Here is a 23,383-nt window from a genome sequence, read left to right on the forward strand (position 1 = left end):
TCGATGACCGGTACGGAGCCGGCGACTCGCAGAGCGGCGGTCGAGAGCAACCGGCGGACTGGGTCACCGCAGACCGCGTCAGAAGGTTCGGTCGAAGGTGATGAAGAGGCCGTTGGCGTCGATCGTCACGGTGCGGGCGTCGCTGACGATGCCCTTGATCGCACCGATCTTCTGGCCCGGCAGAGGATTGGTCACGGCTCCTGATCCCAGGTCGACGGCAAGCAGCCCGTCGTCGAAGGTGTTCGCCAAGAGGCTGTTACCGAGGACTTCGGATGCCCCCTGCCTCAGGGGCGAGCCGGTTGCGGAGATCTGCGTTCGCCAGCGTTCGGTGCCGTCGGTGAGGTTGCGGGCAACCAGGTCGGACGACTTCGGCTTGCTGTTGCTCTTCTCGTAGGACAGGACGAGGTCGCCGGTCACCTTGAAGGAGTCGATGAGCCAGTAGCCGAACTGGTTCTTGAAGTCGTGCTTCCACAGTTGTTTGCCGGTTCGATCGATGCCGGTCATCCAGGTCTCGGTCATCAGGGTCTTGCCTTGATCGGACGAGCGGCGGGAGATCACTACCGCGACGTCCTTGCCGGTGCCGACGACGTTACTGATCCAGCCTCGATCGTCGGGTCCACGGTAGGACCAGGTCGGCGTACCGTCCGCAGCCGACCGCGCCACGACGGCACCCCGATCCCTGACCGGCGGCTCCGACTTGCGGTCCGGATCGAGTTTCCGCGAGCGGCCGATGTCGTCCAGGTCGGTGGGGAACCGGCTCAGCAGGACCTGGTCGTGCAGCAGCTGCACAGAATCGGCCTCGTCGAGGCCCGCGACGCGCTTGTTCCAGTTGACTTTGCCCGACCGGGTGTCGATGCGGGCCAACCGCACGTCATGATCCGATTTCTTGGTCGCGTCGGATGGGCGGACGACGAAGAGCGCATCCCCGGACGCCGCCGAGCCGAAGGTCCAGCGCGAGTCCGTATCGCTGTCCTTGCCGACCTTCGTGCACCAGGCGATATCGCCGTTGCTGGTGTCCACGGCCGTGATCCGTGGCGCCTTGTCCCTGGGCATGCGCATCAACAGCATGCGGTTGGCCAGGTCCCCACCGCCGGCGCCGTAGCCCACCTGGTGGCGTCCCCAGACCGGCTGTCCGGTCTCGCCGTCGACCTGCACGAGGGCACCGCCGGTACCCGGCCCTAGGAGGCCGCCGTCGCCTACCTCGAATCGGACGTCCCCGTCGTTCGAGTTGGCCAGAGTCGCGATAGCCGTACCCGTTTCACTGGGTAGGACGACGGCACTACGGGCGGCCCCGAGCGGTGCCACCGGATGCTGTGCGACCTCCAGCAGATTCCGGAGGTCCTGCCGAACCCCGTCGTAGAAGTCGTCGACCTTGACCTGGTCCAGCGGCACCGCGTGGAGCCTCGCCAGCTTCGCGACCGGAACCTCTCCGAAACTCGCCGCGCACCGCCCCGTCCACAAAGGCCGGACGATCAGAACTCCGGCCGCGATCACCGCGACGCCGGTGACGACGGCGATGGCCCGCCGGTTCATCGTGGTCTCCGTTCGAGGTAGGGATCCGTAGCGGGCCGAGCCCGGCCCATCAGAAGGTTCGGTCGAAGGTGATGAACAGGCCGTTGGCGTCGATCGTCACGGTGCGGCCGTCGCTGACGATGCGGTCGATCGGGCCGATCTTCCGACCCGGCAGCGGATTGGACACGGCTCCCGAGCGGAGGTCGACGGCCGTGAGGCCGCCGCCGTAGGTGCTCGCCAAGAGATCGTTGCCGAGGGTTTGGGCTGCCTCGGGCCGCAGTGGCGACCAGGTTCCGGTGAGCTGGGTTCGCCAGCGTTCGGTGCCGTCTGTCAGGCTGCGGGCGACCAGGGTGGAGGTATCGGCCTTACTGTCTCGCTGCTCGTGGGACAGGACCAGATCGCCCGTCACCAGGAAAGAATCGCGCCGGAGGTCGGTGAACTGGCCCTTGAAGTCGTGCTTCCACAACTGCTTGCCGGTCCGATCGATGCCGGTCAGCCAGTTCTCGTTGACCAAGAGCTTTCCCTGATAGGACGAGCGGCGTGAGATGACTACCGCGACGTCCTTGCCGGTGCCGACGACGTTGTTGATCCAGCCTCGATCGTCCGGTCCGCGGTACAGCCAGGTCGCGCTACCGTCCGCAACCGACCGGCCCACAATCGCGCCGCGGTCGTTCACCGGCTGCGACATGTCGCCCGACTCCAGGACCTGCCTTCGGCCGTTGGCGTCCAGATCGATGTGGAACGGGCTCAGCAGGATCTGGTCGTGCAGCACCTGCAAGGAGTCGGCCTGGCCGAGACCCTCGACGGGCAGGTTCCAGTTGACGTCGCCGGACCGGGCGTCGATGCGGGACAACCGCACGTCGTCGTCGGATTCGTTGTCCGCATCGGATTCGCGGACGACGAAGAGTGCGTCTCCGGACGCCGCCGAATCGAAGGTCGGACGGTACCGGGTCTCGCTGTCCTTGCCGAGTTTCGTGCACCAGGCGAGGTCACCGTTGCCGGTGTTCACCGCCGCGACGCGTGGCGCCTTGTTCCTGGGTGTGTGCATCAGGATCAGGTGGCCGGCGAGGTCGCCGCCGCCGGCGCCGTAGCCCACTTGGCGGCGTCCCCACACCGATTGACCGGTCTTCGCGTCGACCTGCACGATGGCACCAGCTGTCTCCGTCCCGATGAGACCGCCACCGTCGAGCTCGAATCGCACGTTCCCGTCGTCGGAGTTGGCCAGGCTCGCGGCACCCGAGCCTCCTACATGAGGTACGACAACGGCGCTTCGGGCCGGTCCGAGTGGGCCCACCGGATGCAGTGCGACCTCCAGGAGATTCCGGACGTTCTCCCGATACTCCTCGTCGAAGTCGTCGACCTCGACCTGGTCGAGCGGCATCGCATGCAGCGTCGTCAGCTCCGCGGCCGGGATCTTTGCGAAGCTCGCCGAGCACCGCCCGGCCCACAAGGGCCGGCCGATCAGAACTCCGCCGGCCGCGATCACCGCAACGCCGACGGCAATGGCGATGATCCGCCGTTTCATCGTGGTCTCCGTTCGGGGGTAAGAGCAGTTCTGATGCTATGGGCAACGATCGTCGACCTGGACGTCCGGTTCGGCATCGAGTCCGGTGCCGGTCAGGAGCCGCCGGGCACACCCGGCATCCGGTCGGCGGACACCCATTTCCCGGACCGTCCGATCAGATGGTTGCCGCCGGCGACCGCGAGCTCGGTCGCGCGCATCCTCGCAGAGTTGCGGTCGAAAGGCCGTCAGAAAGTCGTTGATTGCAGCAACCTGCAACAGGCAACTGCGTGGGACCGGTGCGGGCGACAGATGCGTCCGGCTCGATGGACGGCCGGTCCAGCCGGGCTGAAATCGTCAACGCGATGTCCTCTCGCGAGCAGCTGCCTGTGGTTCGCCGGGGTTCTCGTCGGTGACCAGGCCGAGGGTTCTCACAGCCGAGATTTTGAGGGGCCTGGGCACCTGGATGGGTGGGGCTGGGCCTACTTTCGGGCCAGTTCGGCCAGAATCGGGATCCGGTCGGTACAGAGTGGAGACAGCGAGCCGTACCGACGACTGGAGGAGACATGCGACAGGTGGTGCCGTGGCTGGTGAGGGTGTGCGTGGGGTTCGCGCGGGCCTGTGTTCTGGTCGGGGTGACCATGGTGGTTCCGGCCGTCTGGGCGATTGCCGCGGTGGTGTGGATCTGGTGGGGCGGCAACCCCTGGTCGCTTTTCGCACCGGTCGTGCTGGCGGCCATCGGCACGTTCGCCCTGGCCCGGCCGGTCTGCCGGATGATCCGGTACTTCGTAGCGCGCTGGACCGGCACCGTCATCCCCGGCGGCTACCTGGAGCCTGCACCCGTGACCCAGATGTCCACCGGCTACTGGTGGAACGGCCGCTCCTACTCCCCCACGCAGAAGGAAGCCAAGGAGGACCAGGAACTCGCGAACCTCTGGCGCGATCCCGCGACCTGGCGCGACCTGCGCTTCCTGGAGATCGCCCCCTTCGCCATCGGCCTGCCCGCCGCCATCCCACCAGCCGGCATCGCGCTGGCGATCCTCGCGTTCATCGAGCCGTCAGGCCTCACCATTCTGCTCGGCGCTCTGGGCGTGATCGCCGCAATCGCCGTCTCCCCCTACGCCTGGCGCACCACCGAGCCAGTGGCCATCCGCTTCCTGCGTCCGTCGCAGGAACAGCTCCTGGCAGAGCGAGTCGATGAGTTGACCGCCCAGCGTGCCGACAGCACCGTCGCCCAGGCTGCCGAGATCCGCCGGATCGAGCGCGACCTCCACGACGGCGCCCAAGCCCGACTGGTCGCCCTCGGCCTCGCTCTGGCCACCGCCGAGAAGCTGATGGAGACCAACCCCGAGCAAGCCAAGGCGCTCATGCGCGAAGCCCGAGCCGGCGCCGCCACCTCCCTGACCGAGCTCCGCGAACTGGTCCAAGGCATCAACCCGCCCGTCCTCAACGAGCGCGGCCTCATCGACGCGGTCCGAGCCCTCGCGCTGGACAGCCCACTCGCGGTCACCGTCAGCGCCGATACCCGCCTCACCCTCGACCCACCCATCGAGTCCGCCCTGTACTTCGCAGTCGCAGAACTACTCACCAACACCACCAAACACGCCCACGCAACGTCAGTACGAATCACCTTCACCCGCTCGCCGGTGCCGGACGAGGATCGGAAAGGCGCGGCGCTCGTCGTCGAGGTCTCCGACGACGGCAAGGGCGGCGCCACCGCTCGCAAGGGCGGCGGACTCGAGGGGTTGCAACGACGGCTGGCGGTCTTCGACGGCGGGTGCGAGATCGCCAGCCCGCCCGGTGGCCCGACGACGGTCAGAATGGTGGTGCCATGCGAATCCTTGTAGCCGAAGACCTGTACCTCCTCCGCGACGGAATGGTCCGCCTGCTCGAGGCCTACGGGCACTCGGTCGTCGCGACCACGAGTACCGGTCCAGAGACCCTCGCCGCCCTGCTGGAGCTCCGGCCCGACGTCTCGATCATCGACGTCCGGATGCCACCGACCCAGTCGGACGAGGGCCTCCGCGCTGCCCTTGCCGCGCGCAACGAAGTACCGGGCCTGCCGGTCCTGATCCTGTCCCAGCATGTCGAACAGCTCTACGCCCGCGAGCTCCTCGCCGACGGCACCGGCGGCATCGGCTACCTGCTCAAGGAGAGCGTCTTCGACGCCGACCAGTTCGTCGACGCCCTCGAACGCGTCGCCGCCGGCGGCACCGCGATGGACCCGGCCGTGATCGCCAAGCTGCTCAACGCCGGCACCCCCGGCAAGAAACTCGGCCGGCTCACCGAACGCGAACACGAAGTCCTCGCCCTGATGGCCGAAGGCCTCTCCAACCAGGCCATCTGCCGGCGCCTGTACCTGAGCGAGAGCGCGGTCAGCAAACACACCACCGCCCTGTTCACCAAACTCGGCATCACCGACGACACCACCACCAACCGCCGGGTCCTGGCCGTCCTCGCCTACCTGAACCAAGTCACAAGCTGAAGTGGGAACCGGCGGCGGCCGGAACAGGTCCAACTGGCCAAAGGGATCCAGGAGGACACCAGGATGAGAGCGGCTGCGTTGTCGTTGCACGAGTTGTCCTACCTCTGTGGTGGGGCTCGGCGGGCTGTGGTGACGGCGGTGCTCGCGCTGTGTCAGTCGGAGCAGTTGGAACTCGGCGCGGACGGGCGCGCCTACCGGGTGGACGAGGCACCCTCCGCGCCGGACGCGGTGAGCGCCGTGCCGGGTGCGGCGCCTTGCGCGCCGGGTTGGTCTGTTGAGGTCGACGGCGTGGAGCAGGCCGTGCTTGAAGCGGTAGGGGCGGGCGGGGTCGAGTTGAGCGCGATTGCGGACGCCGTCGATGGGTCCAGGGGCATGCGGCAGGCGCGGAGCATGTTGGTTGCGCGGGGGCTGGCGAGGAAGTGGTGGCCGGGGCTCACCGGGGCGGGTCGGCGGGCACGTCGTGAGGTGCTGGCCAACCCGCCCGATGGGCTGCGCCGGATCGCGGTGCTCGGGCCTGAGGCGATCGAGGACGCGCAGCTCCGGCGTACCCTCAGCGAGTCGTCGTACCGGCCAGAACGGCAGGGAGTTCACCCGACGCCAGTACGCCGAGGCGCCGCGTCGAGCGCGTGACCGCGACATACAGGTCGGACAACCCCCTGCCTGAGTCGGCGATGATCGCGCCCGGGTCGGCGATCAGCACTCCGTCGAACTCCAGTCCCTTCGACTGCGCGACATCGAGCACGACCGTCATCGAGTCGAGCACCGAAGGATCCGGCCCGTACGCGATCCCCGGCACCTTGGCCGCCAGCAGCACGGTCAAGGCAGCATGCCGTGACGACGGCACGATCACCGCTAGCCGCCCGTCACCGACCGCCTCCTGCTCAGCCAGAACGGCCTCCACCAGCGCTGAGTCAAAGGCCTCCGGAGCCACGACCTGGCTCCAAGGCGCCGCGCCGGTCTCACGGACCGACGTAGGCGGGGTGAGTGAGGGATTGATCGCCGCCAGCACATCGGCGGCGACCGCCATGATCTGCGCCGGTGTCCGGTAGTTGACCGTCAACTCCTCCGTCCGCCACCGCTTCGGCGCATACCGATCCAGTACCTCCGCCCAAGACCCGGTACCAGCCTCAGACCCGGTCTGCGCGACATCCCCGACCAGCGTCATCGACCGCCGCGGACACCGGCGCATCAGCGTCCGCCACTCCATCGCGGACAGCTCCTGCGCCTCGTCCACGATCACATGCGCGAACTGCCAGCTCCGATCCCCGTAGGCCCGCTCCACGATCGTCGCCAGCGGATCCCTGACCCGGTTGCGATTGGCCGCCTGCCCGATGAACTGCTCGATCTCCCACGGCATCAGCGTGATCCGGTCCGAGCCCGCGTCGAGCTCCTCCTTCACCACCGTCTTCATGTACTCGAGGTTCTCCCGTACCGCCGCCGTCTCAGCCGCAGCAGCGGCGGCCCGTTCCTGGGTCGCCGACTCCGGCTCCCCCAGCAACTCGGCAGCCTCATCCAGCAAGGGCACATCGGACTGCGCCCAAGCCGAATCACGCGGCCGAAGCAGCAAGGCCAGCTCCGCCTCGGACAAGTGCGGCGCCGCCGAGGCCAACCGCTCCGGCGAAGACAACAGCAGCGCGACCACCGGCTCCGGCGTGAGCTCCGGCCACAACTGATTGATCACCGACCGGACCAGATCGTCCTCACGCACCTCCTTGCGAAGATCCGCGACGTCCTCCTCCCCCATGTACCGCCCGCCGACCTGATTGACGACCTGCTGCGTCAGCTCCTCGATCACCCCACGCGCGAAGTGCCGCCGAGCCTGGTTGTGCCGATCGTCGCGACGCCTCGCCCGCTCCCCGAGCTTCAGCACGACGGCCGGCTTCAGCTGCAACCGATACCCACCGATCTTGATCGCGATCGGCTCGTCCGGCACCAGCTGGAAGTCCCGCACAGCCCTAGCGACGACATCGACCATCGCAAGATCACCCTTGAGCCGGGTGGCGGCGACTGACTCAACAGCGGTTCCGACGACTCCAGGGAACAACTCGCCGGCCGTCGACAGCATCACGTCGGTCTCACCGAGCGACGGCAGCACCTGATCGATGTAGCGCAGGAAGGTGGAGTTCGGCCCGACGACGAGCACGCCCTTCTCGGACAACTGCTCCCGATGCGTATAGAGCAGGTAGGCCGCCCGATGCAGCGCGACCACCGTCTTGCCCGTCCCCGGCCCACCCTGCACAACCAGTACTCCGGGCAGCCCCGACCGCACGATCTCGTCCTGCTCGCTCTGGATCGTCGCGACGATCTCCTTCATCCGCCCGGTCCGGTTCGACGCGACCGAAGCGAGCAACGCAGCCTCGCCGGTCAGCGAACTCCGATCGCTGATCCCGTCGAGGTCCAGCAGATCGTCGTCCACCCCCACCACCGTGCGGTGATGCAACTGGATGTGCCGCCGCCGGGTCGCCCCGAGCGGATTGGCCGCGGTCGCCCGGTAGAAAACCTGCGCGGCCGGTGCCCGCCAATCGATCAGCAGCGGTTCGTAGTCGTCGTCGAACAATCCGATCCGGCCGACATGGAAACGGCTCTCGTCCGCGTTGTCGACCCGGCCGAAACACAATCCACGCTCGACCGACGACAACTGGGTGTGCCGCCGGGAATAGAGCGTGGTGAGCGATTCGCGTTCACCCAACGCCTGGTCGGTACCGGTCGTCTGCTCGCCGAGCACCCGGCGCAGATCGGCCGCCGCACGCTCCCGGAGTACGTCCAAACGGTCGTAGAGCAGGGTCACCTGCTCCTGCTCTTCGGCGATCTCATGCTTCTGCGTTCCACCCGTCATGCGCGCTCCCCGATCCCCTGCTGCCCTTTCGGGCATTCCACGATTTGCCTTTGACACACCGCGCCTGAATGCGTTAAGCTGTTAGCAGTTGCTCCCTTGAGGGAGCTTTTTTTATGTCCAGACACAAAGACAAAAGGCTACTCCGGTAATACCGGGCCGGCAATCAGCAGTTGACCCTGACACCGTGTCAGACCGTAGAGCTGACGCCATGAACAGACTCCGTACCGCCACCGAGGCCGCCGCGGCGATCCGCACCGGCCAGACCTCCTCCCGCGAACTCACCGAAGACCTGCTGGCCCGCATCGCCGCCGACACCACCGTCAACGCGATCGTCGAGACCCGACCCGAGTACGCGCTGGCAGCAGCCACAGCCGCCGACAAGGCAGGCGGTGCCGGCCCGCTGCACGGCGTACCGATGACCGTGAAGGACGCGATCGACGTCGCCGGTCTGCACACGACCTGGGGCGACCCGGCCTTCGCCGACTACCTCCCGACCACGTCGGCGCCATTGGTCGAGCGGTTGACCAGGGCCGGCGCGATCATCGTCGGCAAGAGCAATGTCCACACCATGCTCGGCGACTTCGGCCAGACGGCCAACGAGCTCTACGGTCGCACCAACAACCCCCACGACCCCGCCCGTACGCCGGGAGGCTCCAGCGGAGGTGGCGCCGCCGCACTGGCCGCCGGCCTCACGTACCTCGAATACGGCTCCGATCTGGTCGGCTCCATCCGCCTCCCCGCTGCATATTGCGGCGTCTACGGCCTCAAACCCACCGCGGGCGTAGTGCCGCTCGACGGCTTCCAGCCCCCCGGTCCGCCCGCCCCCACCACCGAGTTCCCCAATCCCTCAAGCCTCGGCCCACTCGCATCCTCGGCCGCCGACCTCCGCACTGCTCTCGCGGTCACCGGCGGCCCGACTGGCAAAGCGATATCTTGGCACCTGGAGCGGCCTCGCCATCAAAAGCTCGCCGACTACCGGGTAGGCGTAGTCCTCGACCACCCCGACGCGCCCGTCACCGACGAGGTGGGCAAGGCACTCTCCAACCAAGTCGACGCGCTGGCAAGCCAAGGCGTGAAGATCGTCGAAGGCTGGCCGGACGGCGTCGACCCGGCAGCCCAGGCGGAGGCGTTCGGCTTCCAGATCGGACTGTTCTTCGCGACCCACGGCGAGAACGCCGACTTCGCCCCGCTCGCTCAGGTCATTCACGAGGAGCAGAACCGGATCGCCGCACGAGCCGCCTGGCAGACGTACTTCGAGGACATCGACGTCTTCCTCTGCCCGACCAGCTTCACGACCGCCTTCCCGCACGACGACCGCCCCTTCGAGGAACGGACGATCGACGGCCGCCCGTACGACGCGCAGGTCTTCTGGATCTCGCACGCCTCCCTGGCCGGGCTGCCCGCCGTCAGCATGCCGATCCCGGCCGACGGCCTGCCGGTCGGCGGTCAAGTGATCGGCCCGTTCCACGAGGACGACACCGCGATCACCTTCGCCGAACTACTGGCTGATTGACTTGCACCATGTTCGCGATCGGGGATTTCGCCAGGCACGGCCGGGTGTCCGTGCGGATGCTGCGGCACTACGACGCCATCGGGCTGCTCCGGCCGGCCCACGTCGACGAGGCGACCGGCTACCGCAACTACGACGCCGCGCAGCTCGCCGACCTCAACCGGATCGTCGCGCTGAAGGATCTGGGCTTCAACCTCGAGCAGGTCGCGACGATGCTCGCCGACGAGATCAGCCTGGTGGAGGTACGGGCCATGTTGTCGTTGCGGCGGGCCGAGCTCGAGTCCGCCGTGGCCGAGAGCGTCGCGCGGCTGACCCAGGTCGAGTCACGGTTGCGCAGCATCGAGCAAGGCGACGACGTGCCCGCCGTGGTCGTCAAGGACCTTGCGGCCGCCAGGTTTGTCGAGCTGACCAGTACCGCGGCCAGCTTCACGCCCGACGACATCGGACCGGTCGTCCATCCGCTCTGCGCCGAGCTCGGTCGACGGTTGCCTGAGGCAACTGGAGTCCGGCCGGCCGGGCGGTTGACCTGCTATTACGAGGCGTCCGGCGACGAGGTGATCGTGCATGCCGCAGTACCGGCCGCCGTCGACTCCGATGCCTCGCTCAACGGCCTGGCGGTGGTCGATCTGCCCGAGACCCGCGCCGCCACACTCGTCCACCGCGGGCGCATCGACGAAGTACTGCCGTCCTGGCAGGCATTGGCCCGCTGGATCGACGACAACGGCCACCGCTCCGGCAGCCCGTCCCGCGAGCTCTACCTGGACTGCCCCGACGACCCCGCAGCCTGGGTGACCGAGCTCCAGGAGGCTCTACTTCTCAGCGAGTGAAGCCAGCCCGGCCACGATCACCTGTACGCCGAACTCGAACCGCTCATCGCCCCCGGCGCCCGAGGTGAGCGCACCGGCCAGCGCGACCATCATCGGGAACTTCTCCGGTGGCAGCCCTTCGAAGAACCGGCGCAGTCCCCCGACGAACTCGGTGACGTCCTGTTCGCTCCACTCGTCGGCGCGCTGAACGCTCTCCTCGAACGCCGTCGCGGTGACGAACAACGGGATCAGGTCGACCGCGAAGGCCGCGACCTGATCCGGCAGCTTGCCCGCCTTGAGGATGCCGAGCATGTTCTCGCTGCTCTGCAGTGCGCGCTCCCCCAGCGGAACCTGCCCGATCGCCGCCCGCGCGACCCCGGGATAGGCGCGCATCATCTTCAGCATCTGCCGCATCGAGTCCTTCAGCTGCTCCTGCCAGCGCTCCGGATCGGGCTCCTCGAGCTCGAGCCCCTGCGCCGCCCGGTCGAGCATCAGCTGGTCGAGCTCCTTCTTGTTCGCCACGTGCGCGTACAGCGAGGCCGGCCCGGTGTTCAGTACCTGGGCGACCTTGCGCATCGAGACCGCCTCGTAGCCCTGCTCGAGCAGCACGCTCAGCGCCGCGTCGACGATCCGCTCCCGGCTGAGCGGCTCGCGGACCGGCCGGGCCGGCTTCTCGGGGCTGATGGGCTGCCACGGCGACTGGTTCATACCGACCACTGTAGCGAACACCGTACTTGACACGAACACTGTACGCGCGTAGAACAGTGTTCGTAGACGAACACTGTTCGACAAACGATACTTCTGGAAGGGGCGCCACCGATGAGCACCCAAACCCTGACCGAACCGGCCGCGCCGGCCACCTCCCCGGCGTACAAGTGGCGCTGGATCGTGCTCGGGACCGTGCTGGTCGCCGAGATCATGGATCTGGTCGACGCCACCATCGTGAACATCGCGGCCCCGTCGATCCGGGCCGACCTGGGCGGCTCCGAGGCGGCGATGCAGTGGATGCTGGCCGGTTACACGCTCGCCTTCGCGATCGGGCTGATCACCTTCGGCCGGCTCGGCGACCTGGTCGGCCGGCGCCGGCTGTTCCTGATCGGCGCGGCCGGCTTCACCCTCACCTCGGCGCTCTGCGGACTCGCCACCTCGCCGGAGTTGCTGATCGGCAGCCGGATCGCCCAGGGACTACTGGGCGCGGTGATGATCCCGCAGGGCTTCGCGATCCTGAAGTCAGTCTTCCCACCGGCTGAGATCGGCAAGGCGTTCAGCCTGTTCGGTCCGGTGATGGGTCTGTCCGCGGTGGCCGGCCCGATCATCGCCGGCGTCCTGATCGATGCCAACTGGTTCGACTCGGGCTGGCGGATGATCTTCTTCATCAACGTCCCGATCGGCGCTCTGGCCCTGTTCGGTGCGCTGCGCTACATGCCCGAGCTGAAGACACCTGGCGCCTCTCGACTCGACCTGCCCGGCGTGCTTCTGGTCAGCCTCGCCTCCGGCCTGCTGGTGTACCCGCTGGTGCAGGGCCGCGAGCTCGGCTGGCCGGCCTGGTCGATCGCGATGCTGATCTCGTCCGTGGGTGTGTTCGCGCTGTTCGGCTGGCGTGAACGCCGGTCCGGCAACCCGGTGATCGACCCGTCGCTGTTCCGCAACCGCGGCTACGTCGCCGGTCTCGGCGTGATCTCCACGTTCTTCCTCGCGATGTCCGGCTTCATGCTGGTGTTCAACCTGTTCACCCAGCTCGGACTGCACTACAGCCCGCTGAAGGCCGGCCTCGCGATGGTGCCGTTCTCGCTCGGGATCGCGGTCGGCGCGCCGCTGTCCGGCGGACTGCTCGCTCCCCGGCTGGGCCGGACCGCGCTGCAGCTGGGCATCGTGGTGATGACGGTGGCGATGGTCGGCGTCTGGTTCACGCTGCACACCCAGGGCGACGCGACGACGATCTGGAACCTGGTACCGGCCACGCTGGCGACGGGGATCGGCGCGGGCATGGTCTTCGCCCCGCTGTTCGACATCATCCTGGCCTCGATCGACGACCAGGCGGCCGGGTCGGCTTCCGGCGTACTGACCGCCATGCAGCAGTACGGCGGAGCGATCGGCGTCGCGGTGATCGGCACGATCTTCTTCCAGCTCCTGCCGGCCCACCAGTTCCTCGGCGCCACCAAGACGGCCACCCTGGTCGCCGTCGCCCTCTTCATCGTCAGCTTGCTGGTCACCTTCGCCCTGCCCAAGCGGGCGCGTGAAGGCGTACAGGCTCACTGATTCGTTGAACCGGCCGGCCTCCGTTGTCCGGGGGCCGGCCGGTTCATGCGTTCAGCCCGGGATCATCCACTCGAGGACCGTGGCTTGGAGCAGGGCGATGAGGCCGACGATGAAGGCGAGGATGAGCGACCACCAGAACGTCATCCGGAGTAGCTGGCCCTCTTTGCCGCTCTGGCCGATCGCGGTGGCGCCGATCGCGAGGTTCTGTGGCGAGATCATCTTGGCCATCACGCCGCCCGCGGTGTTGGTGGCGCCGGCCAGGATCGGGCTGATGTGCAGTTGCTGGGCGGAGATCACCTGCATCGGGCCGAACAGGCTGTTGGCCGACGCGTCCGAGCCGGTGAGGAAGACGCCCAGCCAGCCGATGTACGCCGAGAACAGCGGGAAGAGCACGCCGGTGGTAGCGAGCGCCAGGCCGAGGGTCTGGGTCGCGCCGGAGTAGTTCATGACGAAGGCGATGGCGAGGATCATGAAGATCGTCAGCAGGGCCCAGCGCATTTGGTGGAGGGTTTTGCGGTAGGTGGCGACGAGCAGGCCGGGCTTGGCGCCCATGGCGAAGCCGGCGATCAGGGCCGCGATGAGGGCGATCGTGCCCGGGGAGAACAGCCAGTCGATGGTGATCGTGGCGGCGTACGGTGCGTCCTTGGCGGTGATCGGGGCGTGCTGGATGACCTCGTTGTGGAGGCCTGGCCAGGGGAACTTCCAGTCGGCGCGATGGAGCAGAGCGCTCAGGTCGAGCCAGGCCGGCAGGTTCTTGATGATCGAGCCGATCCGGGACAGGAAGATCGCGACGATCAGGATGACGTACGGCATCCACGCGGAGAGCGTGCCGGTCCTGAGCCCCACACTCTGTTGTGCCGGGGTGGGCTCGTCGTCGAAGCGCCAGATGGCCGGGGGCTGCCAGAAGCGGGTGAGCAGCCAGAGCGCGCCCATCGCGGAGAGGGCGGCGATCACGTCGACGAGGCTGGGGCTGATGAAGTTCGACGTCACGTACTGCATGACGGCGAAGGTCAGGCCGGTGGTCAGTACGGCCGGCCAGACCTCGATCATCCGCTTCCAGCCGGCCATCACGATCACCAGGAACGCCGGGACGATCCACGCGATCAGCGGAAGCTGCCGGCCGACCATCGAGGAGTACAGGTCGGTGGCTTGATCCTGCTTCATGCCGAGGATCGGGGCCGTCAGCCGGCCCAGCACGATCAACGGGTTGCCCAGGCCGCCGAAGGCCACCGGCGCGGTGTTGGCCAGCAGCGCCAGTACGACGGCTCGGATCGGGGGGAAGCCGAGCGCCGCCATCATCGCCGCGGTGATCGCGATCGGCGAGCCGCCACCGGCGATGCCTTCGAGCAGCGCGCCGAACCCGAACGCGATCAGCAGTGCCTGCAGCCGCCGGTCCTCACTGAAGCCCGCCAGCACCGACTTGATCTGCTCGAACCGGCCGGTCGCGACGGTGACGTTGTGGAAGTAGACGGCATGGAACGCGATCCAGGCCACCGACCAGACTCCGAACACGATGCCCATCGCGGCCGAGTCGAACGCCAATCGGGCCGGCATGCCATAGCCGATCAGAGCGACGCCGAGCGCCGTGAGCAGCGACAGCGCGGCCGAGAGCGGTGCCGAGAGTCGCGCGATGCCGAGCGCGACGAGCAGTACGACGACTGGTAACGCGGCCATCAGAGCGGAGAGCCACAGTGGGCCGGCCGGTTGATAGTCCTGGATCCAACCCATGTCATTCTCCCCAGGTAGGTATGGCGCAAGTCACACCGAGCGAGGGGACGCTAACACCGGGTATCTCCGGCCGGGAAGAGTTTTCGGCAAGCGCTTACACACGTCACACTCCGGATGGAACTCGGTTCATCGGAGGTCCGCTACAAGGCCCTTTTCAGCCGGTTCAGGACATGACAAAGCCCCGCGCACCGGAGTACCGGTGAGCGGGGCTCTGCTGGCTAGCTCAGTTGAACGAGTCGCCGCAGGCGCAGGAGCCGGTCGCGTTCGGGTTGTCGATCGTGAAGCCCTGCTTCTCGATCGTGTCCACGAAGTCGATCGACGCGCCCTTGAGGTACGGCGAGCTCATCCGGTCGGTGACGACGCTGACGCCACCGAAGTCGGTCACCACGTCGCCGTCGAGCTGACGCTCGTCGAAGAACAGCTGGTACCGCAGCCCGGAGCAGCCGCCCGGCTGCACCGCGACACGGAGGGCCAGGTCGTCGCGACCTTCCTGGTCCAGCAGCGCCTTCACCTTGGCGGCGGCGCCATCGGTCAGCAGAATGCCGCTGCCCGTCGTGGTGCCCTCCGTAGTCTGCACTGCCTCGGTCTGCGCTTCAGTCATTCCTGACTCCAGTCATCTCATGAGCGCCCGGCCGCTTTGGGCAGGCGGCCACGCGCGGAAAGTCCGCTGTCATTCGAGCCAACATCAGCTGATCCCGAACCATTCCCATGGTCGCACACCATTTTCCAGACTCAACTCCCCACCACACCCCTGAGACCGCCCCGCCTCCCGCCGGCCCGCCCTCTCCGTCGACCTCGGACACCCACCCGCGACCCCGGACGCCCATCCGCGACCTTGAACACCCATCGGCGACCCTGAACACGTTATTTCATGTCCGAGGTCGCCATTGGGTGTCCGAGGTCGCCGGATCTGGTACGCGTCAGCGGGCCCAGGTGCGGGCTACGCGCTCGGCTACCGTCGCGAGCGAGCCGTGGGGGTCGGCGAATGCCTGGTCCTCGCCGACGGCGTCGACCAGCGAGTACGCCGACTCGACGCCCATCGTGCGCATCTCGCGGGCGCCGATCTGGACCTTGCCGGCCAGTACGACGCACGGCCGCATCGCGTCGTTGGCGACCTTCGCCACCCCCGAGATCACCTTCCCGTCCCGCGACTGGAAGTCGAACGCGCCTTCGCCCGTCAGCACCAGATCAACCTGCTTCGCCTTGGTCTCCAGCCCGGTCAGCCCGGCGACCAGGTCGATACCCGAGACGCGCTCCGCGCCGAGCAACAGCAACGCGTACCCGAGCCCACCAGCAGCCCCCGCGCCCTTCTGATCAGCCGTCTTCCGCCCCGCCAGCTCCGCGAACTGCGTCAGATAACCGTCGACCGCAGGCTTCCGCTCGTCGGCGATGCCCTTCTGCGTACCGAAGATGTTGGTCGCCCCGCGCAGCCCCAGCATCGGGTTCTCGACATCGCTGGCAGCAACGAACTCAACGCCAGCCAACCGACTCCGCGCCGGCTCCAGATCCACCGCCGTCAACGTCGCCAGCCCCGTGGCCCCTGCCTCGAGACTCCCGCCCTCGGAGGTAGCCCCGAGCGCCGCGAGCAACCCAGCCCCCGCGTCGTTCGTCCCCGACCCACCCAACCCGAGAATGATCCGCTTGGCCCCGGCATCCACCGCCGCCCCGATCAACTGCCCCACCCCGTACGTCGACCCGTCCTCCGGCCGCCGATCCGCCACCTCAACGAGATGCAAACCACACGCCTGCGCCGTCTCGATATAAGCGGTCTCCCCCGCCACCAGCACCGTCGCCGGCACCTCGTCGCCCAACGGCCCCCGCACCGTCACCGACAGCAACGTGCCATCCACCACAGCCGCCAGCACATCGATGAACCCCGGCCCCCCATCAGCCATCGGCGCCACCAACACCACAGCCTCCGGATCTCGCCGCCGCCACCCCTCCTCAATCGCAGCCGCAGCCTCCACAGCCGTCAACGTCCCAGCAAACTTGTCCGGAGCAATCAGCACGCGCATGCCCACATCCTCCCTTACCCCTCACCCACCCCGCCGCCACCCAGCCCAACCCCCGGACAAACGCTTACCCGCACCGGTACACCTGTCAGGCGCGATAGCCTCCGCGGAGTGGACTGGCCTACGACAGCAGCTGAAGCGATTGCGGTGCAGGAAGAGCTTCGGGGGCAGGTCGATGGCGTCGGGCCCGGACCGTCGCCCGACAGCGCGCGGTATGTCGCGGGGCTGGATGTTGCTTATGACGGGGATGAACTGGCGGCCGCCATTGTCGTGCTCGATGGGCAGAGCCTGGTCGAGGTGGATCGCTCGATCGTTCTCGGGCGCACAGGCTTCCCTTACGTTCCCGGGCTTTTCGCGTTTCGGGAGATTCCGGTGCTGCTGGAGGCGTTGGGCAAGCTGTCCGTCACGCCGGATCTGCTGGTCTGCGACGGGCAAGGGCTCGCGCATCCGCGGCGGTTCGGGCTGGCTTGTCATCTTGGGGTGCTGACCGGCCTCCCAACGATCGGAGTCGCCAAGAACGCCTTCGTCGGCACCTTCCTGCCACCCGCCGCTGAGCGCGGGGCCAGCTCCGACCTGGTGCTGGACGGTGAGGTGGTCGGAGCGGTCGTTCGGACTCAGAAGGCGGTCAAGCCGGTCTTCGTGTCCGTTGGGCATCGGGTTGATCTGGCGACCGCTGTCGCGCACACGTTGCACCTCACGCCGAAGTACCGGTTACCGGAGACCACCCGGGCCGCCGATCACGCCTGCAGGTCGGCGCTCACGAGCTGAGGGCGGTGGCTACTGCGTTGGCGGCTCGGTGGCCGGAGACCAGGGCGCCTTGGATGGAGGCTGTGTCTCGGTGGTCGCCTGCTACGAAGAGGTTGTCGCCTAGGGCTACGGGTTGGCGGGTGACGAGTGGAGCGGGTTGCTCGGGTAGTGCCTCGTGGATGTCGTGGCGGATGAGCAGGTCCCAGGCGCCGGCTGAGCGGCCGTAGAGGCGGGTCAGCTGGATGCGCACCTCGGCCTCCGTGGCATCTGTGGGCCAGAGGGTGGTGGCCTGGACCAGGTGGCGTCCAGGAGGCGCATACGACGGTGCCACGTTGGAGATGACCGCTGTGTTGAGCACAGGTCCGTTGCGGCGGCCGTCGACGACCAGGAGCTTGTCGGCCCTCGGCGCTTCCTCGGTGGCGAACCAGTAGGTGCGCAGTCCTTTCATCCGAGGACGCGGCAGGTCGGTGAGTCCTGCGGTCGGGTTGGCGGCGACCACCACGGCGCGGGCGGTCAGTTCGCCGTCGGCGGTCTTCACCGAGCGGCCGGTCACCGCCTCGGCCCGTACGCCGGTACGCACGGGCTCGGCCAGCCGGGCGGCCAGTTGCCGGGGTAATGCCGACATACCGGCGGCCGGCAGGCCCGGAGTACCGAGCAGGAAGGCCCGGAGCAGGAGTCGCACGAAGGCGGCTGACGTGGATCCGTCGTCCGAAGCCAGTACGCCGGCCAGGAACGGCTCGAGAATCTCGTCCCGCAGTCGGCCGCCAACCCCGGCGTCATCCAGCGACTCGGCCAGCGTGGTGTCGCGCCCGCCGAGCAGACGCGGTACCGGCCCCAGCGCGGGAGCTGCCCACGCGGCGAGACGGGCTACTTCGAGCGGACGGACGTAGCCGCTGAGGAGCGAGCGCCCGATGAGTCGCGGCTCACGCCGGGGGTCCGCGACCGTCGTAGTACCGGCATCTCCCCCGACCGCGACCCCCGCGGCGAAGGACTGCAGCTCGAGGGCCGGCAGGTCGACGTACCGGCGTACGGCCGGATAGCTGGGGTTGAGTAACTGAAAGCCACGATCACAGCGGAAGCCGTCGACCAGATCGGTCCGGACCCGGCCACCCACCTCATCGGCCGCTTCGACGACCGTGACGGTGAGGCCGTGCCGTTGCAGGCCGATCGCGCAGCTGAGTCCGGCGAGCCCTGCCCCGACCACGATCACGTCAGCCATCCACCGATGCTTGCACAAGCGTTCGCGCTTGTGCTTCCGTGCACAAGATTTCGCATGCTGGGCAGTGACGTGGACCATGAAATCCGCTGGCGGGTGCGTGGCACGATGGGTGCCGTGACAACCATTGCAGAGGGCTCGAAGTCTCTCCCGTTGCTGTTCCTGGGCCGCGACACCGACCCACATTCGGAGCGTGGGGTGGAGTGCCCGGGCGCGCTGCCGCCGGCCTCCGACCCCGACCTCGTCGAGCGCGCGCTGAAGGCCAAGGCGGCGCTCGGTGACCAGGTCTTCGTGCTCGGCCACCACTACCAGCGCGACGAGGTGATCCAGTTCGCCGACGTCACGGGTGACTCGTTCAAGCTCGCGCGCGACGCGGCGAACCGGCCGGACGCGCCGTACATCGTGTTCTGCGGTGTGCACTTCATGGCCGAGTCCGCCGACATCCTCACCAACGACAACCAGACGGTGATCCTGCCCGACCTCGCGGCCGGGTGCTCGATGGCCGACATGGCCCGGATCCAGCAGGTCGAGGCGGCCTGGGACGCCCTCGCCGACGCCGGGATCGCCGACGTCACCGTCCCGGTCACCTACATGAACTCCAGCGCCGACATCAAGGCGTTCTGCGGCCGCAACGGCGGAGCGGTCTGTACCTCGAGCAACGCCGACGTCGCCCTCGACTGGGCCTTCCAGCAGGGCGAGAAGGTGCTCTTCCTGCCGGATCAGCACCTCGGGCGCAACACGGCGGTACAGAAGATGGGGATCAGCCTCGACGAGTGCGTCGTCTACGACCCGCACAAGCCGGGCGGCGGCCTGACCAAGGAGCAGCTCGCCAAGGCGAAGATGATCCTCTGGCGCGGGCACTGCTCCGTGCACGGTCGCTTCACCGCAGCGTCCGTCGACGACGTCCGCAGCCGCGTCCCCGGCGTCAACGTGATCGTGCACCCCGAGTGCCAGCACGAGGTGGTCCTGAAGGCCGACCTGGTCGGCTCGACGGAGTACATCATCGACACCATCGACAAGGCCGAGCCCGGTACGTCGTGGGCCGTCGGCACCGAACTCAACCTGGTCCAGCGGCTGGCCAAGCAGCACACCGACAAGAACATCGTCTTCCTCGACAAGACGGTCTGCTACTGCGCCACGATGAACCGCATCGACCTCCCCCACTTCGTCTGGGCCCTGGAGAACCTGGTCGCCGGCCACGTCGTCAACCCCATCAAGGTCGACCCCGACACCGAGAAGTACGCCAAGATCGCCCTGGACCGGATGCTCGCCCTCCCCGGCAAGACCGCCCGGGACTGATGCCTTGAGCAACTCGGCCTTCCACCTGCTCCAAACCGGCACGGACCCAGCAGACGCCGAAGCGCTCGTCGCGCGGCTGCTGGACCTCAACGGCTCGGAGCAGGTGAGGGTCGAGCTCCAGCTCGACACCGACAGCCACGCGGCTACGCGGTACTTCGACCTTGCCCGGATCGCGCAGGTCCAGATGGAGTACGTCGTACCGCCGGAGCACGCCGAGCTGATCGAGTCGCTGCTGGTGGTCGACGATCGGCCGCGCACCGGCGTACCGGGCGACGACGGCGTCGACCTGTGGGTACTGCCAACGGACACCAAGGCGCTCGAGCAGGTCGGCGAGCTCGCGCCGATGCCGGTGTCGGTCCACCTGTACTACCGGTCCGCACGAGACTTCGACTGGGAGGTCGTCTCGCGCATCGGCGAGTCGGAGCGGGCGGCCGTGCAGTGGACCGACTGCTGGTGGCGGCCGGTTCCAGAGGCCGGCCTTCCGGGCGACTCGAAGCATGCCGGCGTGATGCTCTCGGTCAACTCGTCCGGGCAGTGGGAGCTCATCCCTGCTCCCCCAGGGTTTCGCCTGTACGTCGAGACCCGCGAGGGCAGGGACGACCTGGCCCGCTGGCTAGGAGCTCAGGTAGAACGGCCGATCCTGCCGGAGTAGCTCCGGTAAGTACGCCGGGGCGCAGGGCTAGTGCGGGACCCGTGTGGTGCTGTACCAGCCGGCGAGGACGTCGGGGAGGCGCTCAGGTGCCCAGCGGTTGACCGGGTCGATGCGGCCGGTCAGCGAAGCCAGTCCCTTGGCCAGGCCGCCTACTACGTCGCCCTGCAAGGGGACTACGGCGCCGTCTTCTGGGGAGACGATGACTGAGGGGCCGGCCCGGTCGATGCAGACGACCGGGCAGCCGCTGGCCAAGGCCTCGGCTACCGCCCAGCCGGCGGCTTCGCGCATGGCGGGGGCGAGCATGGCGTCGGCTCGCAGGAACGCAGCGAGGACCTCTTCGCGTGGGAGCTGGCCGACGAACTCGACCCGGTCCCGTACGCCGAGTTCCTCCGCGAGCCGTTCTGCGCGGCGCCAGTCCGGGCCGTCCCCGATGACACGGAGTTCCCAGTTGGCGGCCTCGGGGCGGGCGAGGACGCTGATCGCGATCAGCAGGCCCTTCCACGGGATCATCCGGCCGACGAAGACCGCCGTCTTCACGCCAGGCGCGCCGTACGGCTCGCGCGGGCCGCAAGCGGCGGCGAAGCGGCTGATCGCGACGTTGGGCTGGACGGTGACGGAGCGCGCGTACTTACCGAAGTACTCGGCGACATCCTTGTTCTGGGCAACGACCAGGTCGGCCCGCGCAGCGTGCTTGCGGCCGACCAGTCGCCGCATCAGCCCGGTGTAACCGCGGCGTACCAGCTCGTTGACCAGCCCCTTCGACCCCAGCCAGTGCGCCATCGACAACGGCACCGTCGTCGAGCCGCCGACCGGTCCCCAGATCACCTTCGCCGTCGACTCCTGGACGACGCCCGCAGGCATCCAGTCCGTCGCGAAGGTCAGGTGATGGATGACATCGAAGGAGTGCTTGGCATGCAGCCGAGCAGCCGTCCGCCCGGCCAACTTCTGCCAGAGCGGGTAATACCAGTAGACGTCCGCATGCCGCCGACGAAGCTTGAGCAGCCACTTCGGCAGTTCCAGCGGTACCACCGTCAGCGACGGAATCGGCCGGGCGGCCAGCTCCTCGGTGATCTCGTGCGCGAACTTGCCCCGGGTGATCAGCCAGACGTCGTGATCGCGCGCCGCGGCCTTCGCCCAGGCCCAGCCGGCACCCGGCTCGGACCCGCCCTTCGGCCGGCACGCATAAGCGCTGAGCAGGATCTTCGGCCGGGTCGACATCAGAGCGTCCCCTCCAGGAGCCTGCGGAGATCCGTGCTGGACGTGGAGGCCGTGTACGGGAAGTAGTGCACGCTGGCACCGACCTCGCCGAGCAGCTTCTCCAGCCGCAGGCCCTTCTCGGTGCCCTTCCAGTCGTCACCTTTGAAGAGCACGTCGTAGCGCAACTGCTTCCACATCTCGAACTTGTCGCTGGACCAGTCGCTGACCACCTCGTCGACCAGGCCGATCGCCCGGACGACCTCCATCCGCTCGTCGTGCGGAACGACCGGCGGACGGCCCTTGATCTTGGTCACCACGTCGTCCTCGACCACGCCGGCGATCAGGTAGTCGCAGTGCTCGCTGGCCCGGCGCAGGATGTTCAGGTGGCCGATGTGGAACATGTCGTAGACCCCGGGCGCATACCCGATCACGCCCATCAGCCGTTCACCCCGGTACTGCGCGGAGCCGGCTGCAACGCGGCCATTTCCCTGTACCACTTGGCGATCGCGGCCAGCAGGAAGAGCAGGTTCGCGGCCAGCAGTACGCCGTACAGGGTGGCGAACAGCCTCGGCCAGCCGAACGTCAGGAAGACCAGGCAGAGCACGCCGTAGTCGGTCGGTGCTATCAGCAACGACTTCACCACGGAGTCGCCCCGCACGTTGGCGGTGCTCGCGCCGTGCCGGCGGCGGAGCTGGTCGATCAGGATCAGCCCGAAGAACAACACCGCCGAAACGCACAGGTAAGCGAGCGGAATGAGCAGCACCAGCTCGTTGCTGAAGGCATCGAATCGGTAGAACGAGATCAGCACCGCGCTGTGCAGCAAGGCGATCTTGACGCAGTCGATCATGTGGTCGAGCCACTCACCCAGCGGCGACCCACCGCCCCGCAGCCGCGCCAGCTGGCCGTCGGCGGAGTCGAAGGCGTACCCGAGCACCAGCATCAAGGTCACCACCAGCGCGAGCGGAACGCTCGGCTCGACGGCGGCCAGCACAACGATGCCGACGAGCGAGCAGAACCCGCTCGTCAGGCTGATCTGGTTGGGCGTCCGGCCGGCCAGGAACGCGCCGGCAGCCAGGTACCGCCCGATCCGGCGATTGACGAAGCGCGAGTACGCCGGGGTGCCGGCGGACGGCTTCTGCGCGCGCGACAGTTCGCCGACGACGTCTCCGATGGAGCGCCGGCTCATGCGACCGAGCTGCGCGACTGCCGCTGGTCGATCGCGGCGCGCAGGATCTGGCTTCGGGAACCGCGGCCGGACGCCAGCACGCTGACTCGCTCGGCCGGGACCCCGTCCAGCTCGTCGGGACCCAGCACTCCGTCCGTACCGTCAGCGGCGAACACGATGGCGTCGGCGAAGTCATGAGCCGCCTCGGCGCCGTCCACCACGACGATCTCGTCCACGCAGCGTAACTGCTCGAGAATCTGCGCCCGCTCGACGATCGGCACGAACGGCCGCGCGCCCCATGCGTCCGCGGCCCAGTCGTCGGTGAGCACGCCCACGACGAGGCGGTCGCACTGCTGCTTGGCCCGCTCCAGCACGTCCAGGTGCCCGACGTGGAACAGGTCGAAGACCCCGATCAGATAGCCGATGCGTAGCGGCACCTTGTACTCCCCCACTGAGCC

The 23,383-nt window shown here is 68.0% G+C and carries 21 protein-coding genes; 9 read left to right on the forward strand and 12 right to left on the reverse strand.

Annotation, left to right across the window (positions count from 1 at the left end; genetic code table 11):
* Positions 1-78: 78 nt before the first annotated feature.
* Positions 79-1,533: an outer membrane protein assembly factor BamB family protein gene (locus tag ABD116_RS35405; protein WP_343980850.1), complete on the reverse strand. Its 1,455-nt coding sequence runs from the start codon at positions 1,531-1,533 to the stop codon at positions 79-81.
* A gap of 49 nt (positions 1,534-1,582) precedes the next feature.
* A complete protein-coding gene (locus tag ABD116_RS35410; protein WP_343980853.1) occupies positions 1,583-3,037 on the reverse strand; it encodes an outer membrane protein assembly factor BamB family protein in 1,455 nt (484 codons plus the stop codon).
* A gap of 542 nt (positions 3,038-3,579) precedes the next feature.
* Here ABD116_RS35410 and ABD116_RS35415 point away from each other — a divergent pair.
* The 3 genes from ABD116_RS35415 (at position 3,580) to ABD116_RS35425 (ending at position 6,128) form a co-directional block, all read left to right on the forward strand.
* On the forward strand, positions 3,580-4,860 hold the full coding sequence (locus ABD116_RS35415; protein ID WP_343980856.1) for a sensor histidine kinase: 1,281 nt from the start codon (positions 3,580-3,582) through the stop codon (positions 4,858-4,860).
* A complete protein-coding gene (locus ABD116_RS35420; RefSeq protein ID WP_343980859.1) occupies positions 4,845-5,498 on the forward strand; it encodes a response regulator transcription factor in 654 nt (217 codons plus the stop codon). Before ABD116_RS35415 ends, ABD116_RS35420 begins: the two co-directional genes overlap by 16 nt.
* 63 nt (positions 5,499-5,561) lie before the next feature.
* Positions 5,562-6,128, forward strand: a complete 567-nt coding sequence (locus ABD116_RS35425; RefSeq protein ID WP_343980862.1) for a DUF2207 domain-containing protein — start codon at positions 5,562-5,564, stop codon at positions 6,126-6,128.
* Here the strand turns inward: ABD116_RS35425 and ABD116_RS35430 are convergent.
* The gene (locus ABD116_RS35430; protein ID WP_343980865.1) at positions 6,049-8,334 is read right to left on the reverse strand and encodes a HelD family protein; all 2,286 of its coding nucleotides are present in this window, start codon (positions 8,332-8,334) and stop codon (positions 6,049-6,051) included. The two genes, ABD116_RS35425 and ABD116_RS35430, sit on opposite strands and share 80 nt — an antisense overlap.
* Positions 8,335-8,542: 208 nt before the next feature.
* Between ABD116_RS35430 and ABD116_RS35435 the strand changes: the two genes are divergently transcribed.
* A complete protein-coding gene (locus ABD116_RS35435; protein ID WP_343980867.1) occupies positions 8,543-9,847 on the forward strand; it encodes an amidase family protein in 1,305 nt (434 codons plus the stop codon).
* Positions 9,848-9,855: 8 nt separating this feature from the next.
* Positions 9,856-10,671, forward strand: coding sequence for a MerR family transcriptional regulator (locus tag ABD116_RS35440; RefSeq protein WP_343980870.1), 816 nt, complete (start codon positions 9,856-9,858; stop codon positions 10,669-10,671).
* On the opposite strand, the gene ABD116_RS35445 is transcribed toward ABD116_RS35440, so the two are convergent.
* Positions 10,654-11,358 carry a TetR/AcrR family transcriptional regulator gene (locus ABD116_RS35445; RefSeq protein WP_343980874.1) on the reverse strand — a complete coding sequence of 235 codons (705 nt, stop codon included), beginning with the start codon at positions 11,356-11,358 and terminating at the stop codon, positions 10,654-10,656. The two genes, ABD116_RS35440 and ABD116_RS35445, sit on opposite strands and share 18 nt — an antisense overlap.
* 111 nt (positions 11,359-11,469) lie before the next feature.
* On the opposite strand from ABD116_RS35445, the gene ABD116_RS35450 reads away from it, so the two are divergent.
* Positions 11,470-12,909, forward strand: coding sequence for a DHA2 family efflux MFS transporter permease subunit (locus tag ABD116_RS35450; protein ID WP_343980877.1), 1,440 nt, complete (start codon positions 11,470-11,472; stop codon positions 12,907-12,909).
* Positions 12,910-12,960: 51 nt separating this feature from the next.
* Here ABD116_RS35450 and ABD116_RS35455 read toward each other — a convergent pair whose 3' ends face one another.
* From ABD116_RS35455 to ABD116_RS35465, 3 genes are all read right to left on the reverse strand, one after another.
* Entirely contained in the window at positions 12,961-14,637 is a 1,677-nt protein-coding gene (locus ABD116_RS35455; protein ID WP_343980879.1) for an L-lactate permease, read from the reverse strand.
* A gap of 223 nt (positions 14,638-14,860) precedes the next feature.
* Entirely contained in the window at positions 14,861-15,238 is a 378-nt protein-coding gene (locus ABD116_RS35460; RefSeq protein WP_343980883.1) for a HesB/IscA family protein, read from the reverse strand.
* Between the two features lie 319 nt (positions 15,239-15,557).
* On the reverse strand, positions 15,558-16,652 hold the full coding sequence (locus ABD116_RS35465) for a glycerate kinase family protein (protein WP_343980886.1): 1,095 nt from the start codon (positions 16,650-16,652) through the stop codon (positions 15,558-15,560).
* A gap of 108 nt (positions 16,653-16,760) precedes the next feature.
* On the opposite strand from ABD116_RS35465, the gene nfi reads away from it, so the two are divergent.
* Positions 16,761-17,417, forward strand: coding sequence for a deoxyribonuclease V (gene nfi, locus ABD116_RS35470; RefSeq protein ID WP_343980889.1), 657 nt, complete (start codon positions 16,761-16,763; stop codon positions 17,415-17,417).
* On the opposite strand, the gene ABD116_RS35475 is transcribed toward nfi, so the two are convergent.
* Positions 17,407-18,615, reverse strand: a complete 1,209-nt coding sequence (locus ABD116_RS35475; RefSeq protein ID WP_343980892.1) for an NAD(P)/FAD-dependent oxidoreductase — start codon at positions 18,613-18,615, stop codon at positions 17,407-17,409. The two genes, nfi and ABD116_RS35475, sit on opposite strands and share 11 nt — an antisense overlap.
* A gap of 105 nt (positions 18,616-18,720) precedes the next feature.
* Here ABD116_RS35475 and nadA point away from each other — a divergent pair, with 105 nt between their 5' ends.
* Positions 18,721-19,911 (forward strand): quinolinate synthase NadA, encoded by a 1,191-nt coding sequence (gene nadA / locus ABD116_RS35480; protein ID WP_343981523.1) that lies wholly within the window; start codon positions 18,721-18,723, stop codon positions 19,909-19,911.
* Positions 19,912-19,915: 4 nt separating this feature from the next.
* Positions 19,916-20,563: a hypothetical protein gene (locus ABD116_RS35485; protein WP_343980895.1), complete on the forward strand. Its 648-nt coding sequence runs from the start codon at positions 19,916-19,918 to the stop codon at positions 20,561-20,563.
* A 27-nt stretch (positions 20,564-20,590) separates the two neighbouring features.
* On the opposite strand, the gene ABD116_RS35490 is transcribed toward ABD116_RS35485, so the two are convergent.
* Genes ABD116_RS35490 through ABD116_RS35505 form a run of 4 tightly spaced genes read right to left on the reverse strand, consistent with a single transcriptional unit; the run spans position 20,591 to position 23,362 of the window.
* Positions 20,591-21,781, reverse strand: coding sequence for a glycosyltransferase (locus tag ABD116_RS35490; RefSeq protein ID WP_343980898.1), 1,191 nt, complete (start codon positions 21,779-21,781; stop codon positions 20,591-20,593).
* Positions 21,781-22,197, reverse strand: coding sequence for an FAD synthase family protein (locus tag ABD116_RS35495; protein WP_343980900.1), 417 nt, complete (start codon positions 22,195-22,197; stop codon positions 21,781-21,783). Before ABD116_RS35495 ends, ABD116_RS35490 begins: the two co-directional genes overlap by 1 nt.
* Positions 22,197-22,946, reverse strand: a complete 750-nt coding sequence (locus ABD116_RS35500) for a CDP-alcohol phosphatidyltransferase family protein (protein ID WP_343980903.1) — start codon at positions 22,944-22,946, stop codon at positions 22,197-22,199. The genes ABD116_RS35495 and ABD116_RS35500 overlap by 1 nt, the downstream gene beginning before the upstream one ends.
* A complete protein-coding gene (locus tag ABD116_RS35505) occupies positions 22,943-23,362 on the reverse strand; it encodes an adenylyltransferase/cytidyltransferase family protein (RefSeq protein WP_343980907.1) in 420 nt (139 codons plus the stop codon). Before ABD116_RS35505 ends, ABD116_RS35500 begins: the two co-directional genes overlap by 4 nt.
* Between the last annotated feature and the right edge of the window lie 21 nt (positions 23,363-23,383).

The sequence above is a fragment of the Kribbella koreensis genome (assembly GCF_039525325.1).
GTDB classification, from domain to species: domain Bacteria; phylum Actinomycetota; class Actinomycetes; order Propionibacteriales; family Kribbellaceae; genus Kribbella; species Kribbella koreensis.